14 protein-coding genes are annotated in these 17,559 nt (G+C 45.6%); 13 read left to right on the forward strand and 1 reads right to left on the reverse strand.

Annotation, left to right across the window (positions count from 1 at the left end):
• Nucleotides 1–76: 76 nt before the first annotated feature.
• The 8 genes from dnaE to RKD52_RS05900 all read left to right on the forward strand — a co-directional run bounded on the left by dnaE (nt 77) and on the right by RKD52_RS05900 (nt 11,004).
• Nucleotides 77–3,439 carry a DNA polymerase III subunit alpha gene (dnaE, locus tag RKD52_RS05865; protein WP_454101151.1) on the forward strand — a complete coding sequence of 1,121 codons (3,363 nt, stop codon included), beginning with the start codon at nt 77–79 and terminating at the stop codon, nt 3,437–3,439.
• A 120-nt stretch (nt 3,440–3,559) separates the two neighbouring features.
• A complete protein-coding gene (locus tag RKD52_RS05870) occupies nt 3,560–4,795 on the forward strand; it encodes an NAD(P)-dependent malic enzyme (RefSeq protein ID WP_454099026.1) in 1,236 nt (411 codons plus the stop codon).
• 10 nt (nt 4,796–4,805) lie between these two features.
• Nucleotides 4,806–5,432: a FadR/GntR family transcriptional regulator gene (locus RKD52_RS05875; RefSeq protein ID WP_454099027.1), complete on the forward strand. Its 627-nt coding sequence runs from the start codon at nt 4,806–4,808 to the stop codon at nt 5,430–5,432.
• Nucleotides 5,433–5,558: 126 nt separating this feature from the next.
• Nucleotides 5,559–6,422 (forward strand): acetyl-CoA carboxylase, carboxyltransferase subunit beta, encoded by an 864-nt coding sequence (gene accD / locus RKD52_RS05880; protein ID WP_369734642.1) that lies wholly within the window; start codon nt 5,559–5,561, stop codon nt 6,420–6,422.
• Nucleotides 6,416–7,393 (forward strand): acetyl-CoA carboxylase carboxyl transferase subunit alpha, encoded by a 978-nt coding sequence (accA, locus tag RKD52_RS05885; protein WP_454099028.1) that lies wholly within the window; start codon nt 6,416–6,418, stop codon nt 7,391–7,393. The genes accD and accA overlap by 7 nt, the downstream gene beginning before the upstream one ends.
• Before the next feature lie 337 nt (nt 7,394–7,730).
• Entirely contained in the window at nt 7,731–8,690 is a 960-nt protein-coding gene (gene pfkA / locus RKD52_RS05890; protein ID WP_454099029.1) for a 6-phosphofructokinase, read from the forward strand.
• A 54-nt stretch (nt 8,691–8,744) separates the two neighbouring features.
• Entirely contained in the window at nt 8,745–10,505 is a 1,761-nt protein-coding gene (gene pyk, locus RKD52_RS05895) for a pyruvate kinase (protein ID WP_454099030.1), read from the forward strand.
• A 112-nt stretch (nt 10,506–10,617) separates the two neighbouring features.
• The gene (locus RKD52_RS05900; protein ID WP_454099031.1) at nt 10,618–11,004 is read left to right on the forward strand and encodes an FxsA family protein; all 387 of its coding nucleotides are present in this window, start codon (nt 10,618–10,620) and stop codon (nt 11,002–11,004) included.
• Nucleotides 11,005–11,441: 437 nt separating this feature from the next.
• Here RKD52_RS05900 and ytvI read toward each other — a convergent pair whose 3' ends face one another.
• Nucleotides 11,442–12,551, reverse strand: coding sequence for a sporulation integral membrane protein YtvI (gene ytvI / locus RKD52_RS05905; protein WP_454099032.1), 1,110 nt, complete (start codon nt 12,549–12,551; stop codon nt 11,442–11,444).
• 50 nt (nt 12,552–12,601) lie between these two features.
• On the opposite strand from ytvI, the gene RKD52_RS05910 reads away from it, so the two are divergent.
• The 5 genes from RKD52_RS05910 (at nt 12,602) to RKD52_RS05930 (ending at nt 17,518) form a co-directional block, all read left to right on the forward strand.
• Nucleotides 12,602–13,060: a DUF441 domain-containing protein gene (locus RKD52_RS05910; RefSeq protein WP_029279153.1), complete on the forward strand. Its 459-nt coding sequence runs from the start codon at nt 12,602–12,604 to the stop codon at nt 13,058–13,060.
• Between the two features lie 391 nt (nt 13,061–13,451).
• A complete protein-coding gene (gene citZ, locus RKD52_RS05915; protein WP_454099033.1) occupies nt 13,452–14,570 on the forward strand; it encodes a citrate synthase in 1,119 nt (372 codons plus the stop codon).
• Nucleotides 14,571–14,670: 100 nt separating this feature from the next.
• Nucleotides 14,671–15,939 (forward strand): NADP-dependent isocitrate dehydrogenase, encoded by a 1,269-nt coding sequence (gene icd, locus RKD52_RS05920; protein WP_454099034.1) that lies wholly within the window; start codon nt 14,671–14,673, stop codon nt 15,937–15,939.
• 79 nt (nt 15,940–16,018) lie between these two features.
• Nucleotides 16,019–16,957 carry a malate dehydrogenase gene (gene mdh / locus RKD52_RS05925; RefSeq protein ID WP_369734650.1) on the forward strand — a complete coding sequence of 313 codons (939 nt, stop codon included), beginning with the start codon at nt 16,019–16,021 and terminating at the stop codon, nt 16,955–16,957.
• A gap of 87 nt (nt 16,958–17,044) precedes the next feature.
• Complete coding sequence (locus RKD52_RS05930) at nt 17,045–17,518, forward strand: MaoC/PaaZ C-terminal domain-containing protein (RefSeq protein ID WP_282033187.1); 474 nt, start codon at nt 17,045–17,047, stop codon at nt 17,516–17,518.
• Nucleotides 17,519–17,559: the final 41 nt, after the last annotated feature.

Below are 17,559 nucleotides of genomic sequence, written 5' to 3' on the forward strand. Positions count from 1 at the left end.
CGGCTTCAATTTGTGTCACTTTTCAATAGAGAATATAATAAAAAGATGAGATTCAAAGAAAGGATGGGACATGCGATTGCCATTTGTTCACCTTCAAGTTCAAAGTGCCTACAGTCTGCTGAACAGTTCCGCGCGAATTGACCGGCTTGTTGAAAAAACAGCAGCCCACGGAGCAAAATCACTCGCGATTACTGACTTCCATACGATGTATGGAGCGGTAGCGTTTTATAAAACATGCATGAAACACGGCATCAAACCCATTATCGGGCTAATAGCGTCTGTTACGCTCGAAGAACAGGGTGCAAGCGACGGATACCCCCTTGTTCTGCTTGCCAAAAACAATGAAGGATACAGAAATCTGATCAAAATCAGCAGTGTCCTTCAAACAAGATCTCCAGGAGGAATAAAATCCCGGTGGATGAAATCCTACAGCTCAGGAATTATCGGGTTAACACCCGGCGACAAGGGCCTGGTCGAACAGGCGGTCTTGAGCGGGAATAAAGAGGAAGCGGAAAAAACGCTTTTGCTCTATAAATCTCTGTTTCATGAAGGCGATTTCTATCTTTCGCTCCAAAACCACAGCCTGCATACAGATAAAGAACTGGAGAAAGGAATTTTAGAATTAAGCGGAAGAACAGGGGTGCCTGCTGCCGCTGCTAACAACGTTCACTATATTGAAAAAGAAGATGCGTTTGCCCACAATTGCCTTCTGGCCATTAAAAACGGAGCAAAGCTTGAAGACGACAGTGACTTCGCCCTTCCTTCCAATCAATATTATTTAAAAACCCCTGCTGAAATGGCAGAGCTGTTCAGGGATTGCCCCGAGGCTCTGGAAAACACTCTGAAAATAGCAGATATGTGCCAGGTCACAATGGAACTTGGACAAACCCGTCTTCCGAAGTATCCAGCACCTGACGGCCTTCCGGCTGACGAATATTTGGAGCGCCTTTGCCTGTCTGGTCTTAAAGAGAGGTTCAGCGATCCGTCAGACAGCTATTACAAAAGGCTAGACTATGAGCTGAATGTAATCAGGGAGATGAAATTCAGCGACTATTTCCTGATTGTCTGGGATTTCATGAAATATGCCCATGATCATCGAATTCTCACGGGTCCGGGAAGGGGATCTGCGGCAGGCTCACTTGTTGCCTATGTTTTGAGAATCACAGATGTGGATCCAATTGAGCACCGCCTTTTATTTGAGCGCTTCTTAAATCCCGAGCGCATAAATATGCCTGATATAGATATTGATTTTCCTGATTCTAAAAGGGATGAGATCATTTCGTATGTGGCAGAAAAGTACGGGGCGATGCACGCTGCTCAAATTGTGACGTTCGGAACACTCGCTGCAAAAGCTTCCCTCAGGGATGTCGGGAGAGTCATGGGGGCATCTGCCAAGGAAGCGGATGTTCTGGCAAAGCTCATTCCTTCAAAGCCCGGGTCCACCTTGGAGCAGGTTCTCTCAGAATCCAAAGACCTTCAGCAGCTTCTGGATGATTCGGATTTGTACAGGAGGATTTTTGAAACAGCCGTAAAGCTTGAAGGCCTTCCGAGGCACACCTCCACACATGCAGCGGGCATGGTGCTGAGCAGCCAGCCGCTTACAGATATCGTTCCGATCCAGGAGGGGCATAACGGCATTTATTTAACGCAGTTTTCAATGGATTATCTTGAGGATCTCGGGCTTTTGAAAATGGATTTTCTCGGCCTCAGAAATTTAACGCTGATTGAGCAGATCACAGGTTTAATCGAACGCCATGAAAAGAAACGGATCGATTTTGACCGCATTTCCTACGCGGATGATAAAACGTTCGAGCTTCTTGGCAAAGGGGATACAACAGGGGTTTTTCAGCTTGAATCAGACGGGATGCGCAGCGTTCTGAAACGGCTCAAGCCGACAGATCTTGAAGATATAGTGGCTGTAAATGCCCTGTACCGTCCGGGTCCGATGGAAAACATTCCGCTTTACATTAGAAGGAAACACCTGGAAGAGCAAATCGAGTACCCGCATCCGGACCTGTTGCCCATCCTTCAAACGACGAACGGCGTTATCGTCTACCAGGAGCAGATCATGGAGATTGCGTCTAAAATGGCCGGTTTTTCTTTAGGCGAAGCGGATCTTCTAAGGCGCGCTGTCGGAAAGAAACAAAAAGAAATTCTTGACCGGGAGAGAGAGCACTTTGTTTCGGGCTGTCTGAATAACGGCTATGACCGGGCGTCTGCAAACCATATTTACGATTTAATCGTCAAATTTGCAAATTACGGGTTCAACCGGAGCCATGCTGTTGCCTACAGCATGATTTCCTTTCAGCTTGCTTATTTAAAAGCCCACTATCCTGTTTATTTTACGGCCGCTCTTTTAACGAGCGTGATCGGAAACGATGAAAAAACCGCCCAGTACATTCGTGAGGCAAAGCAGCATGGAGTCACAGTTCTTCCTCCTTCTATTAATAAGAGCGAATATCCTTTTCTTGTCGAAAACGGAAGCATCCGCTTCAGTCTGAATGCGATTAAAAGTGTAGGCGTCAACGCTGTAAAAGAAATCTATGCGGCCAGAAAGAAAAAAGCATTCTCTGATCTGTTTGATTTCTGCACAAGGGTATCCATGAAAACCGTGAACAGACGGGTTGTTGAGTCTCTTATCTTTTCGGGAGCCATGGATGAGTTTGGAATGGAGAGGTCCACTCTGCTTGCAAGCCTTGATCTTGCGATTGAACATGCTGCCCTCTTTTCAACAGATGATGAAAATCAATTTGATTTGTTTTTAGAAGAGGAAGAATTCAGCATCAAGCCGAAATATATAGAAGTTGAGCCGTTCAAAACAGAAGAAAAGCTGAAGTTTGAAAAAGAGTCGCTTGGTTTTTATTTTTCAAGCCATCCTGCTTCAGCCCATTTGCCGCTGTTTCAGCGTGCGGGAGTTCTTCCGCTGAGTGAAGCCGTGCTTTTCGGCCAGAAAAAAGTGAAAGTCGGCGTGTTCATTTCTGCCATGCGCACGATCCGTACGAAAAAAGGCGAGGTCATGGCGTTTCTTGCCTTAAGTGATGAAAGCGGGGATCTTGAAGCGGTCGCTTTTCCAAACGTTTATACGAAGGCCCGGAATTTGCTTGATCAGGGAAATGTGGTCATTCTTACAGGCAAAATGGAAACCCGCAGCGACCGCACGCAGCTGATTATTTCCGATGCGGAAACAGTAGAGGACCTGAAGAAAAGAGCAAAGACGCTCTTTTTAAAAATTGAGGAAATGCATCTTGCGGAAGGAAAGCTTCAAACCGTGCAGAATACTCTTAAAAAGCACCGCGGCACAACGCCTGTTATTCTCTACTATGAAAAAGAGAAAAAGAGCGTCAGACTGCCGGATGAATATAACACAGAAGCGAGTGCTGCATGTCTTTCAGAGCTTAGAAAATTACTCGGAGAGAAAAATGCAGCAGTCAAAGAATAAGGACAAAGGTCCGGTGCCGGACAAAAAGACAGGACTTTACAATACTTAAAATTATGTTATGATTTATTATTGGCTGGAGGTGGTCTGACCACCTCCAAATAGACCCTAAGGAGTGAGAACATGTCATTGCGCGAAGAAGCATTACATATGCATCTAGTTCATAAAGGAAAGCTTGAATCGAAATCAAAAGTACCAGTCAGAAATGCTAAAGACCTGAGCTTAGCATATTCTCCAGGGGTCGCTGAACCTTGCAAAGCGATTTATGAAGATAAAAATAAAGTGTACGACTATACAATGAAAGGCAACATGGTTGCCGTTGTTTCTGATGGAACGGCTGTGCTTGGGCTTGGAAATATCGGACCTGAGGCAGCGCTTCCTGTTATGGAAGGGAAAGCTGTTCTTTTCAAAAGCTTCGCAGGGGTTGATGCGTTTCCAATCTGTTTAAACACAACGGATGTGGAAAAGATTGTAGAAACGGTCAAACTTCTCGAACCTACTTTCGGCGGCGTAAATCTTGAGGATATTGCTGCTCCGAATTGCTTCGTTATTGAAGAGCGCCTGAAAAAAGAAACAAATATTCCGATTTTCCATGATGACCAGCACGGCACAGCCATCGTAACAGTGGCAGGTCTTGTGAACGCATTGAAGCTTGCGGGCAAATCCATGTCAAGCATCAGGGTGGTTGCAAACGGAGCGGGTGCAGCTGGCATTGCCATCATTAAGTTGCTTTACCGCTACGGTGTGCGGGATATTATCATGTGCGATTCCAAAGGGTCGATCTTTGAAGGCCGCTCTTATGGAATGAACAGTGTTAAAGAGGAAGTGGCCAAATATACAAACCGCGACCGCACAGAGGGAAGCCTTGCCGACGTCATTAAAGATGCGGACGTGTTTATCGGCGTTTCAGTAGAAGGAGCTTTAACGAAGGAAATGATTGCATCCATGAAAAAAGATCCGATCATCTTTGCTATGGCAAACCCTGTTCCTGAAATCATGCCCCATGAAGCGAAAGAAGCGGGCGCGATGGTCATCGGAACAGGCCGTTCCGATTTCCCGAATCAGGTAAACAACGTTCTCGCTTTTCCGGGCATTTTCCGCGGGGCGCTTGATGTGCGCGCTACACACATAAATGAACAAATGAAAATTGCGGCTGTAGAAGCGATTGCTGCCCTGATTTCAACTGAGGAACTGACGGCGGATTATGTCATCCCGGCTCCATTTGATGCCAGGGTTGCTCCTGCGGTGGCTGCGGCTGTTGCCAGGGCAGCAATGGAAACCGGAGTGGCCAGAATAAAAGCCGATCCTGAGGAAATTGCAGAAAAAACGAAGCAGCTTGCGATTATTGAAACAAAGTGAGTGATGTACAATGAGTGCATCCAAACCTAAAGTATATATTGAAATTCTTCGCGAAATCAGGTCGATCATTAAAGAAGACGGGCTCGCTGCGGGCGATAAGATTCCATCTGAACGCGAGCTTGCCGAACGGCTTCAGGCCGGGCGATCCTCTGTCAGAGAAGCGCTTCGGGCGCTTGAGCTCCTGGGGATCATTGAAACGAGGCGCGGGGAAGGCACATTTATTAAAGACTTTCGCGACAATGACCTTGTCGAAATTCTCGGCACCTTTATTCTTCAGGATAAAAATGCGATTTCTGATCTTACTGAGATGAATAAGCTTCTTGAATATAATGCCCTGCAGGTCCTGCTTGCAAAAGACCGCGAGGCGGAACTGAAAGAACTGAGAGACAGGTTGAAGCAAGAGATGATGACCCATGCAGCATTCATGACAGAGCTTATGAAACTGTCGGATAATTTTCTGCTGTACCGCATTTGGACAGTTGTCAGCGAATACGTAAAGCTGATTCAGCCCAAACCTGAAACCGGATCTCAAGCCGTCTATGAAGAAATCATTGACGGACTGCTTTCCAAGGACGAAAATCGTGTATTCCAATCTTTTTACACTCTAGCTCATAAAGAAAGTGCCGATAAGGCATAACATCTTTTTTCGGAAAGGCTTCCCTGCTGCCGGCTTATTATCAGCGGCGCAGCTTCACAGCCTGCAAAAAAATGGATGACGGTCTGGCAATTGCCCGGTCGTTTTCATAGAAAAGGAGGCAGCGATTTGTTAAAGGATTTATTTTCAAAGAAAAAGAAATATGCATCCATTCCTTCAGATCAGGCAAAGCACGATGTGCCTGAAGGAATTATGACAAAATGTCCAAGCTGTAAAAAGATTATGTATACGAAAGAATTAAATAAAAACCTGCGCGTGTGCATGAACTGCGGCCACCACCATACAATGAATGCCAAAGAGCGCATTAAGAGTTTATTTGATGAGCATACATTTAAAGAGTTTGATAAAGAGATGGTTTCTGAAAACCCTCTTAATTTTCCGGGCTATCTTGAAAAAGTAGAAAAAGACCGGAAGAAAACAAAGATGAATGAAGCGGTCGTAACAGGCGAGGGAGCCATTAACGGCAATCAGACCGTGGTTGCAGTCATGGATGCAACCTTCCGGATGGGAAGCATGGGGTCAGTCGTTGGAGAAAAGATTACGAGAGCGATTGAGCGCGCGAATGAAAGAAAACTTCCATTTATCATCTTTACAGCTTCAGGCGGAGCGAGAATGCAGGAAGGTGTTTTAAGCCTCATGCAGATGGCCAAAACGAGCTCTGCCCTGAAACTGTTCAGTGATAACGGCGGATTGATCATTTCTGTTATGACACACCCGACAACAGGCGGTGTATCAGCAAGCTTTGCCTCTTTGGGAGATTACAATTTTGCTGAACCGAAAGCGCTGATCGGTTTTGCCGGCAGACGGATTATTGAACAGACGATCAGGGAAGATCTTCCGGAAGATTTCCAGACGGCAGAATTTCTTTTAAAACACGGTCAGCTTGATGCGGTCATCAACCGTCTCGATATGAAGGATACTCTTTCGAATATCCTTGAGCTTCATTCCTCAGGAGGTGCATCTTCATGGTAGGGGAACTGGAATTTGAAAAGCCCGTTACAGAACTGAGGGCAAAGATCTCTGAACTGAAAGAGTTTACAGAGAGTACAGATGTGGATTTGTCTGCTGAGATCTCAAAACTTGAAGGACGCCTTGAAAAGCTTGAGAGAGAAATTTACACAAATCTTCAGCCGTGGGACAGAGTTCAGATTGCAAGACATCCGAACCGTCCGACAACACTTGACTATATTGAAAAGCTCTTCACAAACTTTTTTGAGCTTCACGGGGACCGCTATTACGGGGATGATGAAGCCATCGTCGGCGGAATTGCCAAATTTAACGGACTTCCTGTAACGGTCATTGGTCATCAGCGCGGAAAAGATACAAAAGAAAACATCCGCAGAAACTTCGGAATGCCTCATCCCGAAGGCTACCGCAAGGCGCTCAGGCTGATGCATCAGGCTGATAAGTTCGGCCGTCCGATCATTTGCCTGATTGATACAAAAGGAGCATACCCTGGAAAAGCAGCCGAAGAACGCGGCCAAAGTGAAGCCATTGCAAAGAACCTTTTTGAAATGGCGGGGTTATCCGTACCGGTCATCTGTATCGTAATCGGCGAGGGCGGAAGCGGAGGTGCGCTTGCTCTTGGAGTCGGCAACCACATCCATATGCTTGAGAATTCAACCTATTCGGTTATTTCCCCAGAAGGAGCTGCGGCCCTTTTGTGGAAAGATTCAGGGCTTGCCAAAAAGGCAGCGGAAACGATGAAAATTACTGCACCGGACCTGAAAGAACTGGGTGTTATTGATCAAATCATCAAAGAAGTAAAAGGCGGCGCCCACAGGGATGTTGCTGAACAGGCAAAAAATATGAATCAGGTCATTCATGATTCTCTGAAGGAGCTTTTAAAACTCAATGGAGAGCAGCTGATTCAGCACCGCTATGAAAAGTTTAAAAGAATCGGCCAGGTTTCGTTTGCAGAGGAAATTATTGGGGTAAAATAGGTTAACGTGTAGCCTTCGTCAGGAAGGCGGCACGTTTCTTTTTTTGAAAGGACTGTTTTGCAGACCTTAAATCATAAATGAAGAATGCCAAATCTGGTTATTCATAGAAAAACAGCCAGTTCATGTGAGTGAGATTATTCGACAATCCGAAAAGGAAGCGTTTACTTGACTTAATTTTCAAAGATTCGCTGAAAACCCTTCAGGACAGGCGGTTTTATTGTATAATGAGAAAGGTTTAAAGGTAACGTGAATTTTCGACATTTGTCGTTTCTTGTCTATTGTATTGCCCATTTCTTCATGTTATTTTAATATCACATACTACTTTGGGGTGAGAAAAATGAAAAAAATCGGCGTATTAACCAGTGGAGGAGATTCACCTGGCATGAACGCTGCCGTACGTGCTGTCGTACGTAAAGCGATCTATCATGACGTAGAGGTGTTCGGCATTTATCATGGTTATTCAGGCTTAATTGCAGGCCATATAGAAAAACTTGAACTCGGTTCGGTAGGAGATATTATCCACCGCGGGGGTACAAAGCTCTACACAGCCCGCTGCCCGGAGTTTAAAACGGTTGAAGGCCAGCTCAAAGGCATCGAACAGCTGAAAAAGCACGGCATTGAAGGCCTTGTAGTCATCGGCGGAGACGGTTCTTACATGGGAGCTAAAAAACTGACTGAACACGGTTTCCCGTGCGTAGGCGTTCCAGGCACCATTGACAATGACATTCCAGGGACAGATTTTACAATCGGATTTGACACGGCACTAAATACCGTGATTGATGCAATAGACAAAATTCGTGATACAGCAACTTCACATGAGCGTACATATGTAATTGAAGTAATGGGACGCCATGCAGGAGATCTTGCACTATGGTCCGGCCTTGCAGGCGGAGCAGAAACCATTCTGATTCCTGAAGTTGACTATGATATGGAAGATGTACTTGCCCGTCTGAAGCACGGAACAGACCGCGGCAAAAAGCACAGTATCATCATTGTTGCTGAAGGCGTTGGAAGCGGAGTTGACTTCGGAAGAAAGATCGAAGAAGCTACAAACCTCGAAACACGTGTCTCCGTTCTTGGCCACATTCAGCGCGGAGGATCGCCAACAGCATTTGACAGAGTCCTTGCAAGCCGCCTGGGAGCTTACGCTGTAGAACTGCTTCTTGAAGGCAAAGGCGGACGTGCGGTCGGCATCCAGAATAACAAGCTGACAAACAATGATATCCTCGAAATTCTAGACACACCGCATACGATTGATCAGAACATGTACCAGCTTTCAAAAGAATTATCCATCTGATATCCCATCAGACTGGTATCGTTTTCATACCAATAAACAGGAGGAATTTATCGAATGAGAAAAACGAAAATAGTTTGTACGATCGGCCCTGCAAGTGAAAGTGTAGAGAAGCTTACACAATTGATGGAAGCAGGCATGAACGTATCGCGCCTGAACTTCTCCCACGGAGATTTTGAAGAGCACGGAGCACGCATCAAAAATATCCGCGAAGCAGCTGCAAAGCTTAATAAGAATGTTGCCATTCTTCTTGATACGAAAGGACCGGAAATCCGCACGCACTCTATGCAGGACGGAGCAATTGAACTCGTAGCAGGATCTGAAGTAACGGTATCTATGACTGAAGTTCTTGGTACAGCAGACAAGTTCTCCATTTCTTACGAAGGTCTTATCAACGATGTTCATACAGGTTCAATCATCCTGCTTGATGACGGTCTGATCGGTCTTGAAGTCATTGAAATCAATAAGCAGGCCAATGAAATCAGAACTAAGATCCTTAACACTGGAACACTTAAAAATAAAAAAGGCGTCAACGTGCCGGGAGTAAGTGTAAAACTTCCTGGAATCACAGAAAAAGATGCAAATGACATCTTGTTCGGAATTGAGCAGGGAGTGGACTTTATCGCTGCATCATTCGTGCGCCGCGCAGCAGATGTTCTTGAGATCCGTGAATTGCTTGAAAAAAATGGAGCTCCTCAAATCCAGATCATCCCGAAAATTGAAAACCAGGAAGGCGTCGACAACATCGATGAAATTCTTGAAGTATCAGACGGCCTGATGGTAGCGCGCGGAGACCTTGGCGTTGAAATTCCGGCAGAAGAAGTGCCTCTAGTTCAAAAAGAATTGATCAAAAAGTGCAACGCAGCAGGCAAGCCGGTTATCACGGCTACGCAAATGCTTGACAGCATGCAGCGCAACCCGCGCCCTACACGCGCAGAAGCAAGTGACGTTGCAAACGCCATTTTCGACGGTACCGATGCAATCATGCTTTCTGGTGAAACAGCAGCCGGTTCATACCCTGTTGAAGCTGTTCAAACAATGAACAACATCGCATCACGTGCAGAACAGGCACTGGATTACAAGCAGATTCTTGCAAAACGCAGCGAGCAGGCTGATATGACGATTACGGATGCTATCGGACAATCGGTTGCACATACAGGCTTAAACCTTCAGGCAGCTGCCATTGTAGCAACGACTGAAAGCGGCCATACTGCACGCATGATCTCAAAATACCGTCCTAAAGCTCCAATCGTTGCGGTTACATCATGTGAATCTGTTTCACGCAAGCTTGCTCTTGTATGGGGAGTGCATTCACGCAACGGCGAACAGTCTTCATCAACAGATGAAATGCTTGATCAGGCTGTTCAGGAATCTCTGCTTTCAGGTGTAGTCAAGCATGGTGATCTGATTGTCATCACAGCTGGTGTGCCGATCGGAGAAACAGGCACAACGAACCTGATGAAAGTTCATGTAGTCGGCGATGTTATCGCTAAAGGCCAGGGCATTGGCCGCAAAACGGCATTCGGCAAAGTTGTAGTAGCAAGCTCAGCTGCTGATGCAGAAGCAAAAATGACACAGGGAGCCATTCTGGTTTCTCAAAGCACAGACCGCGACATGATGCCTGCGCTTGAAAAAGCAGCAGCTCTTATTACAGAAGAAGGCGGCTTGACAAGTCATGCTGCTGTAGTAGGCTTAAGCCTTGGAATTCCTGTTATTGTCGGCGTTGAAAACGCAACAGCTATCTTAAAAGACGGACAGGAAATCACAGTAGACGGATCACGTGGAGCCATCTACCAAGGACACGCAAGCGTACTTTAAGTGAATACAGGAAAAGAGAAGGGCAGATCCCTTCTCTTTTTTGCATGTGTTTCATATACTGTTGCAGTAGATGAACAAGCCTTTTTATCCAAAACGCGAGGTGAAAATCAGATTGAGATATATCCTGCCTTTTCTAATCATCATCCCTGCGCTTGAGATTGGCATTTTGCTGTTCTCAGGCAAAACACTCGGCATTGTTCCGACCATCCTGCTGATCATTGCAACTGGAGTAGGCGGAGCATGGCTTGCCAAAAAACAAGGCATAGAAGCCGTTCAAAAAGTCCAGAGAGAAATGAGCAGGGGCAACATTCCCGGAGACTCGATTCTCGACGGACTCTGTATCCTTACAGGCGGCCTTCTTTTGCTCACGCCGGGCTTTGTCACCGATATCACCGGTTTTATGCTGCTCATACCCGGCACGAGGAAAATGGTTAAACCGCTTCTTCAGAAGCAAATCAGCAAAATGATCGAGCGAAACCGGTTTACCATCATAAGATAGAGCCGGGTGAAGCTGTCCGTCCATAAGAAATCCCCCGAAAAAATTCGGGGGATTTCTTATCTTGCTGCAGGGGTATAATAGGTGCTTACACTTTGTCATAAAATTGGAGATTTTTGGATACGTTGGAGTGAAAGTAAGTCAAAGAATCGTACCCTGTAAAACTTAAAAACGATATTAGAGGGTAAGGAAAGCCCGGAATCGTACCCTGTAAAACTGAAAATCGATATTAGAGGGTAAGGAAAGCCCGGAATCGTACCCTGTAAAACCGTAAAACGATATGCGAGGGTAAAGAAAGCCAAGAATCGTACCCTGTAAAACCGTAAAACGATATGCGAGGGTAAGGAACTATGAAAACTGCACCCTCTGAGTTGAACGTGCAGGAAAGCTGCCGAAAACGCGGACACTGCTTCTGGGCATAGCAGTTACGCTATTTCTCATCACCGGCTTTTCCCTGTTATAAACTTCCACGCATCCTCAAAAACCCCGGCGTTCTGAAGGGCGTTAAAAATGACAAGAGCAACCGGTCCTGCAATCAGGCCTAAAAACCCGATCAGCTTAAAGCCGACAAACAGAGAAAGCAGGGTAGCAAGCGGATCAAGACCAATGGTGGAAGAGAGAATTTTCGGTTCGATCAGCTGCCTCTGCATTAAGATAATAAGATACAGCGCGCAAAGTCCAATAGCAAAGGGGAGTTCGCCGCTGAAAGCAGAGTAGATGATCCAGGGAACAAATACAAGACCGGTGCCAAGGTACGGCAAAAGATCGACCAGGCCAATCAGCAGAGCAATCGTGATTGCATAATCCACTCTCAATAAGAGCAACCCTATAAGGACGGTCACAGCAGTGATGCTGATTAAAATAATCTGAGCCTTTATAAAACCGAATAATGCTTTTTTTAAGTCATCTGCGACTGACCTTCCGCTTTTCCGTGCTTTGACGGGAAGGTATTTTCTGAGGAGCCGCTGGAACTTGTACCAGTCCTTGCTGATAAAAAAAGCGGCTAAAAGAGAAAAGACAGCGGCGGTTGCTGCATTTGGAAGCCAGCTGATCAGAAGCGGAATGTTTTCTAAAATTTCTTTTAAAAAATCAGCCGCGTTAGATCCAATTTGTTCACCGGTGTGCTGGATGTTTGCAAGAATCGTTTTTTGCTGGGATGCATCAAGAGTATTAAACAGCGCTGCAAAGTCCTCATAGACCGGCAGAATCCGGTCTAACGTAAATGTTTCAATATAAACAACAAGCGTTTTAAAATGTTCAGGAACAGATGAAGCTAAATAAGTCGTTCCCGCTACAATCTCTGCAATAAGAAGTGTAACCATTCCCGCAAAGACAATGACTAAGCACGCAATAGACAAAAACACGGCAGCGCCGCGAACCATCCGCCTCTCAAGCAGATCGACCATGGGATTTATAATAGAGGCTAATAGAAAACCTATAATAAATGGATAAGCGAGGGCAGATACATAATAGACGGACGCAGCTGCAGCTATGATGACCGCCGTGACTGCAAGGGCTCTGAAGGCGGCCTGTGCCGGATGTGCATTCAATAAATTACCCTCCTGTTCTCTTTAAGAAAAATCTGGAAAGGAAGAATGAAATGAATCAACCTGTCCTATTTTTAATCATATTATTCATCGTTGGATTTCTTGCCAAAAATCAGTCATTAATGTTTGCAGTAGGTTTTCTTCTTGCTGTCAAACTGACCGGACTTGATGAAAAACTGTTTCCGCACATTCAGTCAAAAGGCATAAACTGGGGTGTTACGGTTATTACGATTGCTGTTCTCGTCCCGATTGCTACAGGTGATATCGGGTTTAAGCAGCTGACAGAAGCAATGAAATCTTCGTACGCATGGATTGCCCTTGGTGCAGGAATTGCTGTGGCGCTGATTGCGAAAAACGGTTTGACTCTGCTGCAGGATGACCCGCACATTACAACGGCGCTTGTATTTGGAACCATTCTTGCTGTTTCTTTATTTGGGGGAGTGGCAGTCGGGCCGCTGATTGGAGCGGGCATTGCCTATCTGGCCATGCAAACGGTTAAATTTTTTGGTTAATATAATAAATTCTGATACAATATACGAGAAGGCGCCTTGAAAACCTATTATTCATCTTAAATATCATTTTTCTGACAAATTTTTTGCTTCTGGAAATTCTTTTCGTTCACAAAAATCAGATAATTGTTTATAATGGATATAGGCAGTTTGATTACGCCTTCTTGTTCATCTTAAGTCACAATTGAAGATAACATTCGATGTGGCTCTTATAATGGCTGTAAATGTAAGCATTTTCTTTTTAAAAATGCTTGAGTATTGAGCAAGCGCTCGGTCGTTTAAATAATTGGAAGAATGGGCAAATAAGAAGAAAAAAAGATTTGTCGAATGCTATCTTTTATTGCTGACGAGAAGAGCGGATCAATGGGGATATTTTTGCAAAGGAGAGATTTACATGACAACAACACGGGGTCTGGAGGGAGTAGTTGCTACTACTTCATCCGTAAGTTCAATTATTGATGATACTCTTACATATGCGGGGTATAACATCGATGATTTAGCAGAGAATGCTAGTTTCGAAGAGGTTGTATATTTATTGTGGCACAGAAAGCTTCCTGATCATGCAGAGCTTGCACAAATTAAAAAAGAGCTTGCAGAGAATGCGGAAATTCCGCAGGAGGTTGTCAGCCATTTTAAATCGTACGACCTTAAGTCAGTGCATCCGATGGCGGCGCTCCGCACAGCTGTTTCCCTTCTGGGGCTGTTTGACAGCGAAGCCGATGTCATGGATCCGGAAGCGAACTACCGCAAAGCGATCCGCCTGCAGGCTAAACTGCCTACAATTGTGGCTGCATTCGCACGTGTCCGCAAGGGTCTTGAGCCTATTAAACCGAAGGCAGATGTAAGCTTAGCAGAAAACTTCCTGTATACACTGACAGGCGAAGAGCCAAGCAGTGTTGCTGTTGAGGCTTTCAACAAGGCGCTCGTTCTTCATGCCGATCATGAATTAAATGCATCTACATTCACAGCGCGTGTCTGCGTGGCGACACTGTCAGACGTCTATTCCGGAATCACTGCAGCGATCGGAGCTCTAAAAGGGCCGCTTCACGGGGGAGCAAACGAAGCTGTTATGAAGATGCTGAAGGAAATCGGCGATGTGGATAACGTTGAAGCGTACCTTCACGAAAAGTTTGCCCGCAAAGAAAAAATCATGGGATTCGGACACCGCGTATATCGCCAGGGAGATCCGAGAGCCAAGCATCTGAGAGAAATGTCCGAGAAGCTCACTAACCTGACAGGCGAACCGAAATGGTTTGAAATGTCCACAAAAATCGAAGAGATCGTTACACGCGAAAAATCAATTCCGCCGAATGTTGATTTCTATTCAGCATCCATGTACCACAGCCTTGGAATTGACCATGACCTTTTCACGCCGATCTTTGCTGTCAGCCGTGTATCAGGATGGCTTGCCCACATTCTTGAGCAGTACGAAAACAACCGCCTGATCCGCCCTCGCGCAGATTACACAGGCCCTGACATGCAAAAATACGTTCCAATTGAGCAGCGCGGCTGATTTTAGCGGATGAGGCAGTATCGGCATATGCTGATGCTGCCTGTCCCTGCGCATTACTCCAAAAAAACAAATTTCACTTACATAACAGGAGGTAACTACAATGACACAAGGACAAAAAATCACAGTTACAGACGGAGTACTTAACGTACCAAACGATCCAATTATTCCATTTATCGAAGGAGACGGCATTGGTCCTGATATCTGGGCTGCAGCTTCACGCGTTCTTGAAGCAGCTGTTGACAAAGCTTACAATGGCGAGAAGAAAATCGTATGGAAAGAAGTGCTTGCAGGAGAAAAAGCATTCAATCAGACCGGCGAGTGGCTTCCTGAAGAAACACTTGACGTGATCCGCGAGTATTTCATCGCAATCAAAGGACCTTTAACAACTCCTGTAGGCGGCGGAATCCGTTCATTGAACGTTGCACTTCGCCAGGAGCTTGATCTGTTCACATGCCTGCGTCCAGTACGCTACTTCAACGGTGTTCCGTCTCCAATCAAACGCCCTGAAGATACAGACATGGTAATCTTCCGTGAAAATACTGAAGATATCTATGCCGGCATCGAGTATGCAAAAGGCTCTGAGGAAGTTGAAAAGCTGATTGCTTTCCTTAAAAATGAAATGGGCGTAAACAAAATCCGTTTCCCTGAGACTTCAGGCATCGGCATCAAGCCTGTATCAGAAGAAGGTACACAGCGTCTTGTGCGTGCTGCCATCAACTATGCAATCAAAGAAGGCCGCAAATCCGTAACACTTGTTCACAAAGGCAACATCATGAAATACACAGAAGGAGCCTTCAAAAACTGGGGCTACGAGCTTGCTGAAAAAGAATTCGGAGATCAAGTATTCACTTGGGCTGAATATGACCGCATCGTTGAAAAAGACGGCAAAGACGCTGCAAACAAAGCGCAGCAGGAAGCTGAAGATGCAGGCAAAATCATCGTAAAAGATTCCATTGCTGACATTTTCCTTCAACAGATCCTTACTCGTCCGCGCGAGTTTGACGTAGTTGCTACAATGAACCTGAACGGCGACTACATCTCAGATGCTCTTGCTGCACAAGTCGGCGGAATCGGAATCGCTCCTGGAGCAAATATTAACTATGAAACTGGACATGCTATTTTCGAAGCGACACACGGAACTGCTCCTAAATACGCAGGTCTTGATAAAGTAAATCCATCTTCTGTTATTCTGTCAGGTGTCCTTATGCTTGAGCACTTAGGCTGGAATGAGGCGGCAAAACTTGTTGTAGAAGCAATGGAAAATTCAATCTCTGAAAAAGTTGTCACTTACGACTTTGCCCGTTTAATGGACGGCGCTAAAGAAGTGAAATGCTCTGAGTTCGGAGATGCACTGATCAGCAAAATGTAAGGTCTTCTCAGGTCAATAATCCGCAGAGCTGTTTTTCTCTTATGGAAAACAGCTCTGCTATGCTAAAGGGGATGTTTTAATGGGCATGAAGCGCAAAAAAGTTTCCGTAATCGGCGCAGGTTTCACAGGAGCAACCACTGCATTTTTATTAGCTCAAAAAGAACTGTCTGATGTTGTGCTTGTTGATATTCCGCAGCAGGAGAATCCGACTAAAGGAAAGGCTTTGGACATGCTTGAGGCAGGTCCTGTCCAGGGATTTGACGCTCAGATTACAGGAACCAGCGACTATGCAGATACGGCTGATTCTGATCTTGTCATCATTACAGCAGGCATTGCTAGAAAACCCGGAATGAGCCGCGACGACCTTGTTCAGACGAACCAGAAAATCATGAAAAGCGTGACAAAGGAGATTGTGAAGTATTCGCCAGATGCGGTCATTCTAGTTTTGACCAATCCGGTTGATGCCATGACCTACACGGTTTTCAAAGAGTCAGGTTTTCCTAAACACCGCGTCATCGGCCAGTCAGGTGTTCTCGACACTGCGCGCTTCCGCACATTTGCGGCACAGGAGCTGAATCTGTCTGTGAAAGATGTGACTGGATTTGTTCTTGGCGGACATGGTGATGACATGGTTCCTCTAGTGAGATATTCGTATGCCGGCGGAATTCCGCTTGAAACGCTGATCCCTAAAGACCGCCTGGAAGCAATTGTTGAGAGAACACGCAAAGGCGGCGGTGAGATTGTCAATCTTCTTGGAAACGGAAGCGCCTACTATGCACCGGCTGCATCTCTTGCAGAAATGGCAGAAGCTATTCTTAAAGATCAGCGCCGTGTGATCCCCGCTATTGTTTACTTAGAAGGAGAATACGGGTTCGAAGGAATCTACCTTGGAGTTCCTGTCATTCTTGGCGGAAACGGGCTTGAGCAGATTATCGAGCTCGATTTGAATGATGATGAAAAAGAAGCATTATCAAGGTCTGCTGACTCGGTCAAAAGTGTCATGAAGGTTCTTTCTTAATCGCTGCCGGGGCTGGAGAATACTCTCCAGCCCCTTTCAGCAAGTGTTTTGTAAACGTTCTCAAACGATTGGAGGATGACGACAATGCTGCTTGGCAAAAAAAGAAAACTCGGAAGACAGATTGATGAAATCACGGTTGGAGAGAAATTAACGCTGACCGAAAAAATTGAAGATAAAGACCTGCTGCTCTATCTTGGACTGACAAATGATTCAAATCCGCTCTATATTCAGCACGATTATGCGTCACTGACGCCTTATGAAAAGCCGATTGTCCCAAGCATCATGCTGACGGGCATCATAACATCTGCGATATCCAAATATATGCCCGGACCGGGAAGCCACATTCTCAGTCAAAACCTTGAATTTGTCCGGGCAGTCTATCATTACAGCATGATTCAGTTCCTGTTCGAGGTGACCCAAGTGAATGCGTCCGAAAATACTGTGCTCCTAAAGGTACATGCGCACAATGACAAAGACGAGACCGTCATTCAGGGAACGTTAACAGTTGCGCCTCCTGCAGCGATTGCCTCTATGGATGGCAGTGCTCTTGAAAATTTTTAATCCAATGCCGGCACCTGATCAGGGTGCCGGCATTTTACTGC

It is taken from the genome of Metabacillus sp. SLBN-84, from assembly GCF_053629595.1.

Bases quoted from the DNA above. Each gene is read 5' to 3' on its own strand.
- RKD52_RS05870 (WP_454099026.1), top strand. From the start codon at position 3,560: ATGTCATTGCGCGAAGAAGCATTACATATGCATCTAGTTCATAAAGGA.
- RKD52_RS05875 (WP_454099027.1), top strand. From the start codon at position 4,806: ATGAGTGCATCCAAACCTAAAGTATATATTGAAATTCTTCGCGAAATC.
- accA (WP_454099028.1), top strand. From the start codon at position 6,416: ATGGTAGGGGAACTGGAATTTGAAAAGCCCGTTACAGAACTGAGGGCA.
- pfkA (WP_454099029.1), top strand. From the start codon at position 7,731: ATGAAAAAAATCGGCGTATTAACCAGTGGAGGAGATTCACCTGGCATG.
- pyk (WP_454099030.1), top strand. From the start codon at position 8,745: ATGAGAAAAACGAAAATAGTTTGTACGATCGGCCCTGCAAGTGAAAGT.
- RKD52_RS05910 (WP_029279153.1), top strand. From the start codon at position 12,602: ATGAATCAACCTGTCCTATTTTTAATCATATTATTCATCGTTGGATTT.
- citZ (WP_454099033.1), top strand. From the start codon at position 13,452: ATGACAACAACACGGGGTCTGGAGGGAGTAGTTGCTACTACTTCATCC.
- icd (WP_454099034.1), top strand. From the start codon at position 14,671: ATGACACAAGGACAAAAAATCACAGTTACAGACGGAGTACTTAACGTA.
- mdh (WP_369734650.1), top strand. From the start codon at position 16,019: ATGGGCATGAAGCGCAAAAAAGTTTCCGTAATCGGCGCAGGTTTCACA.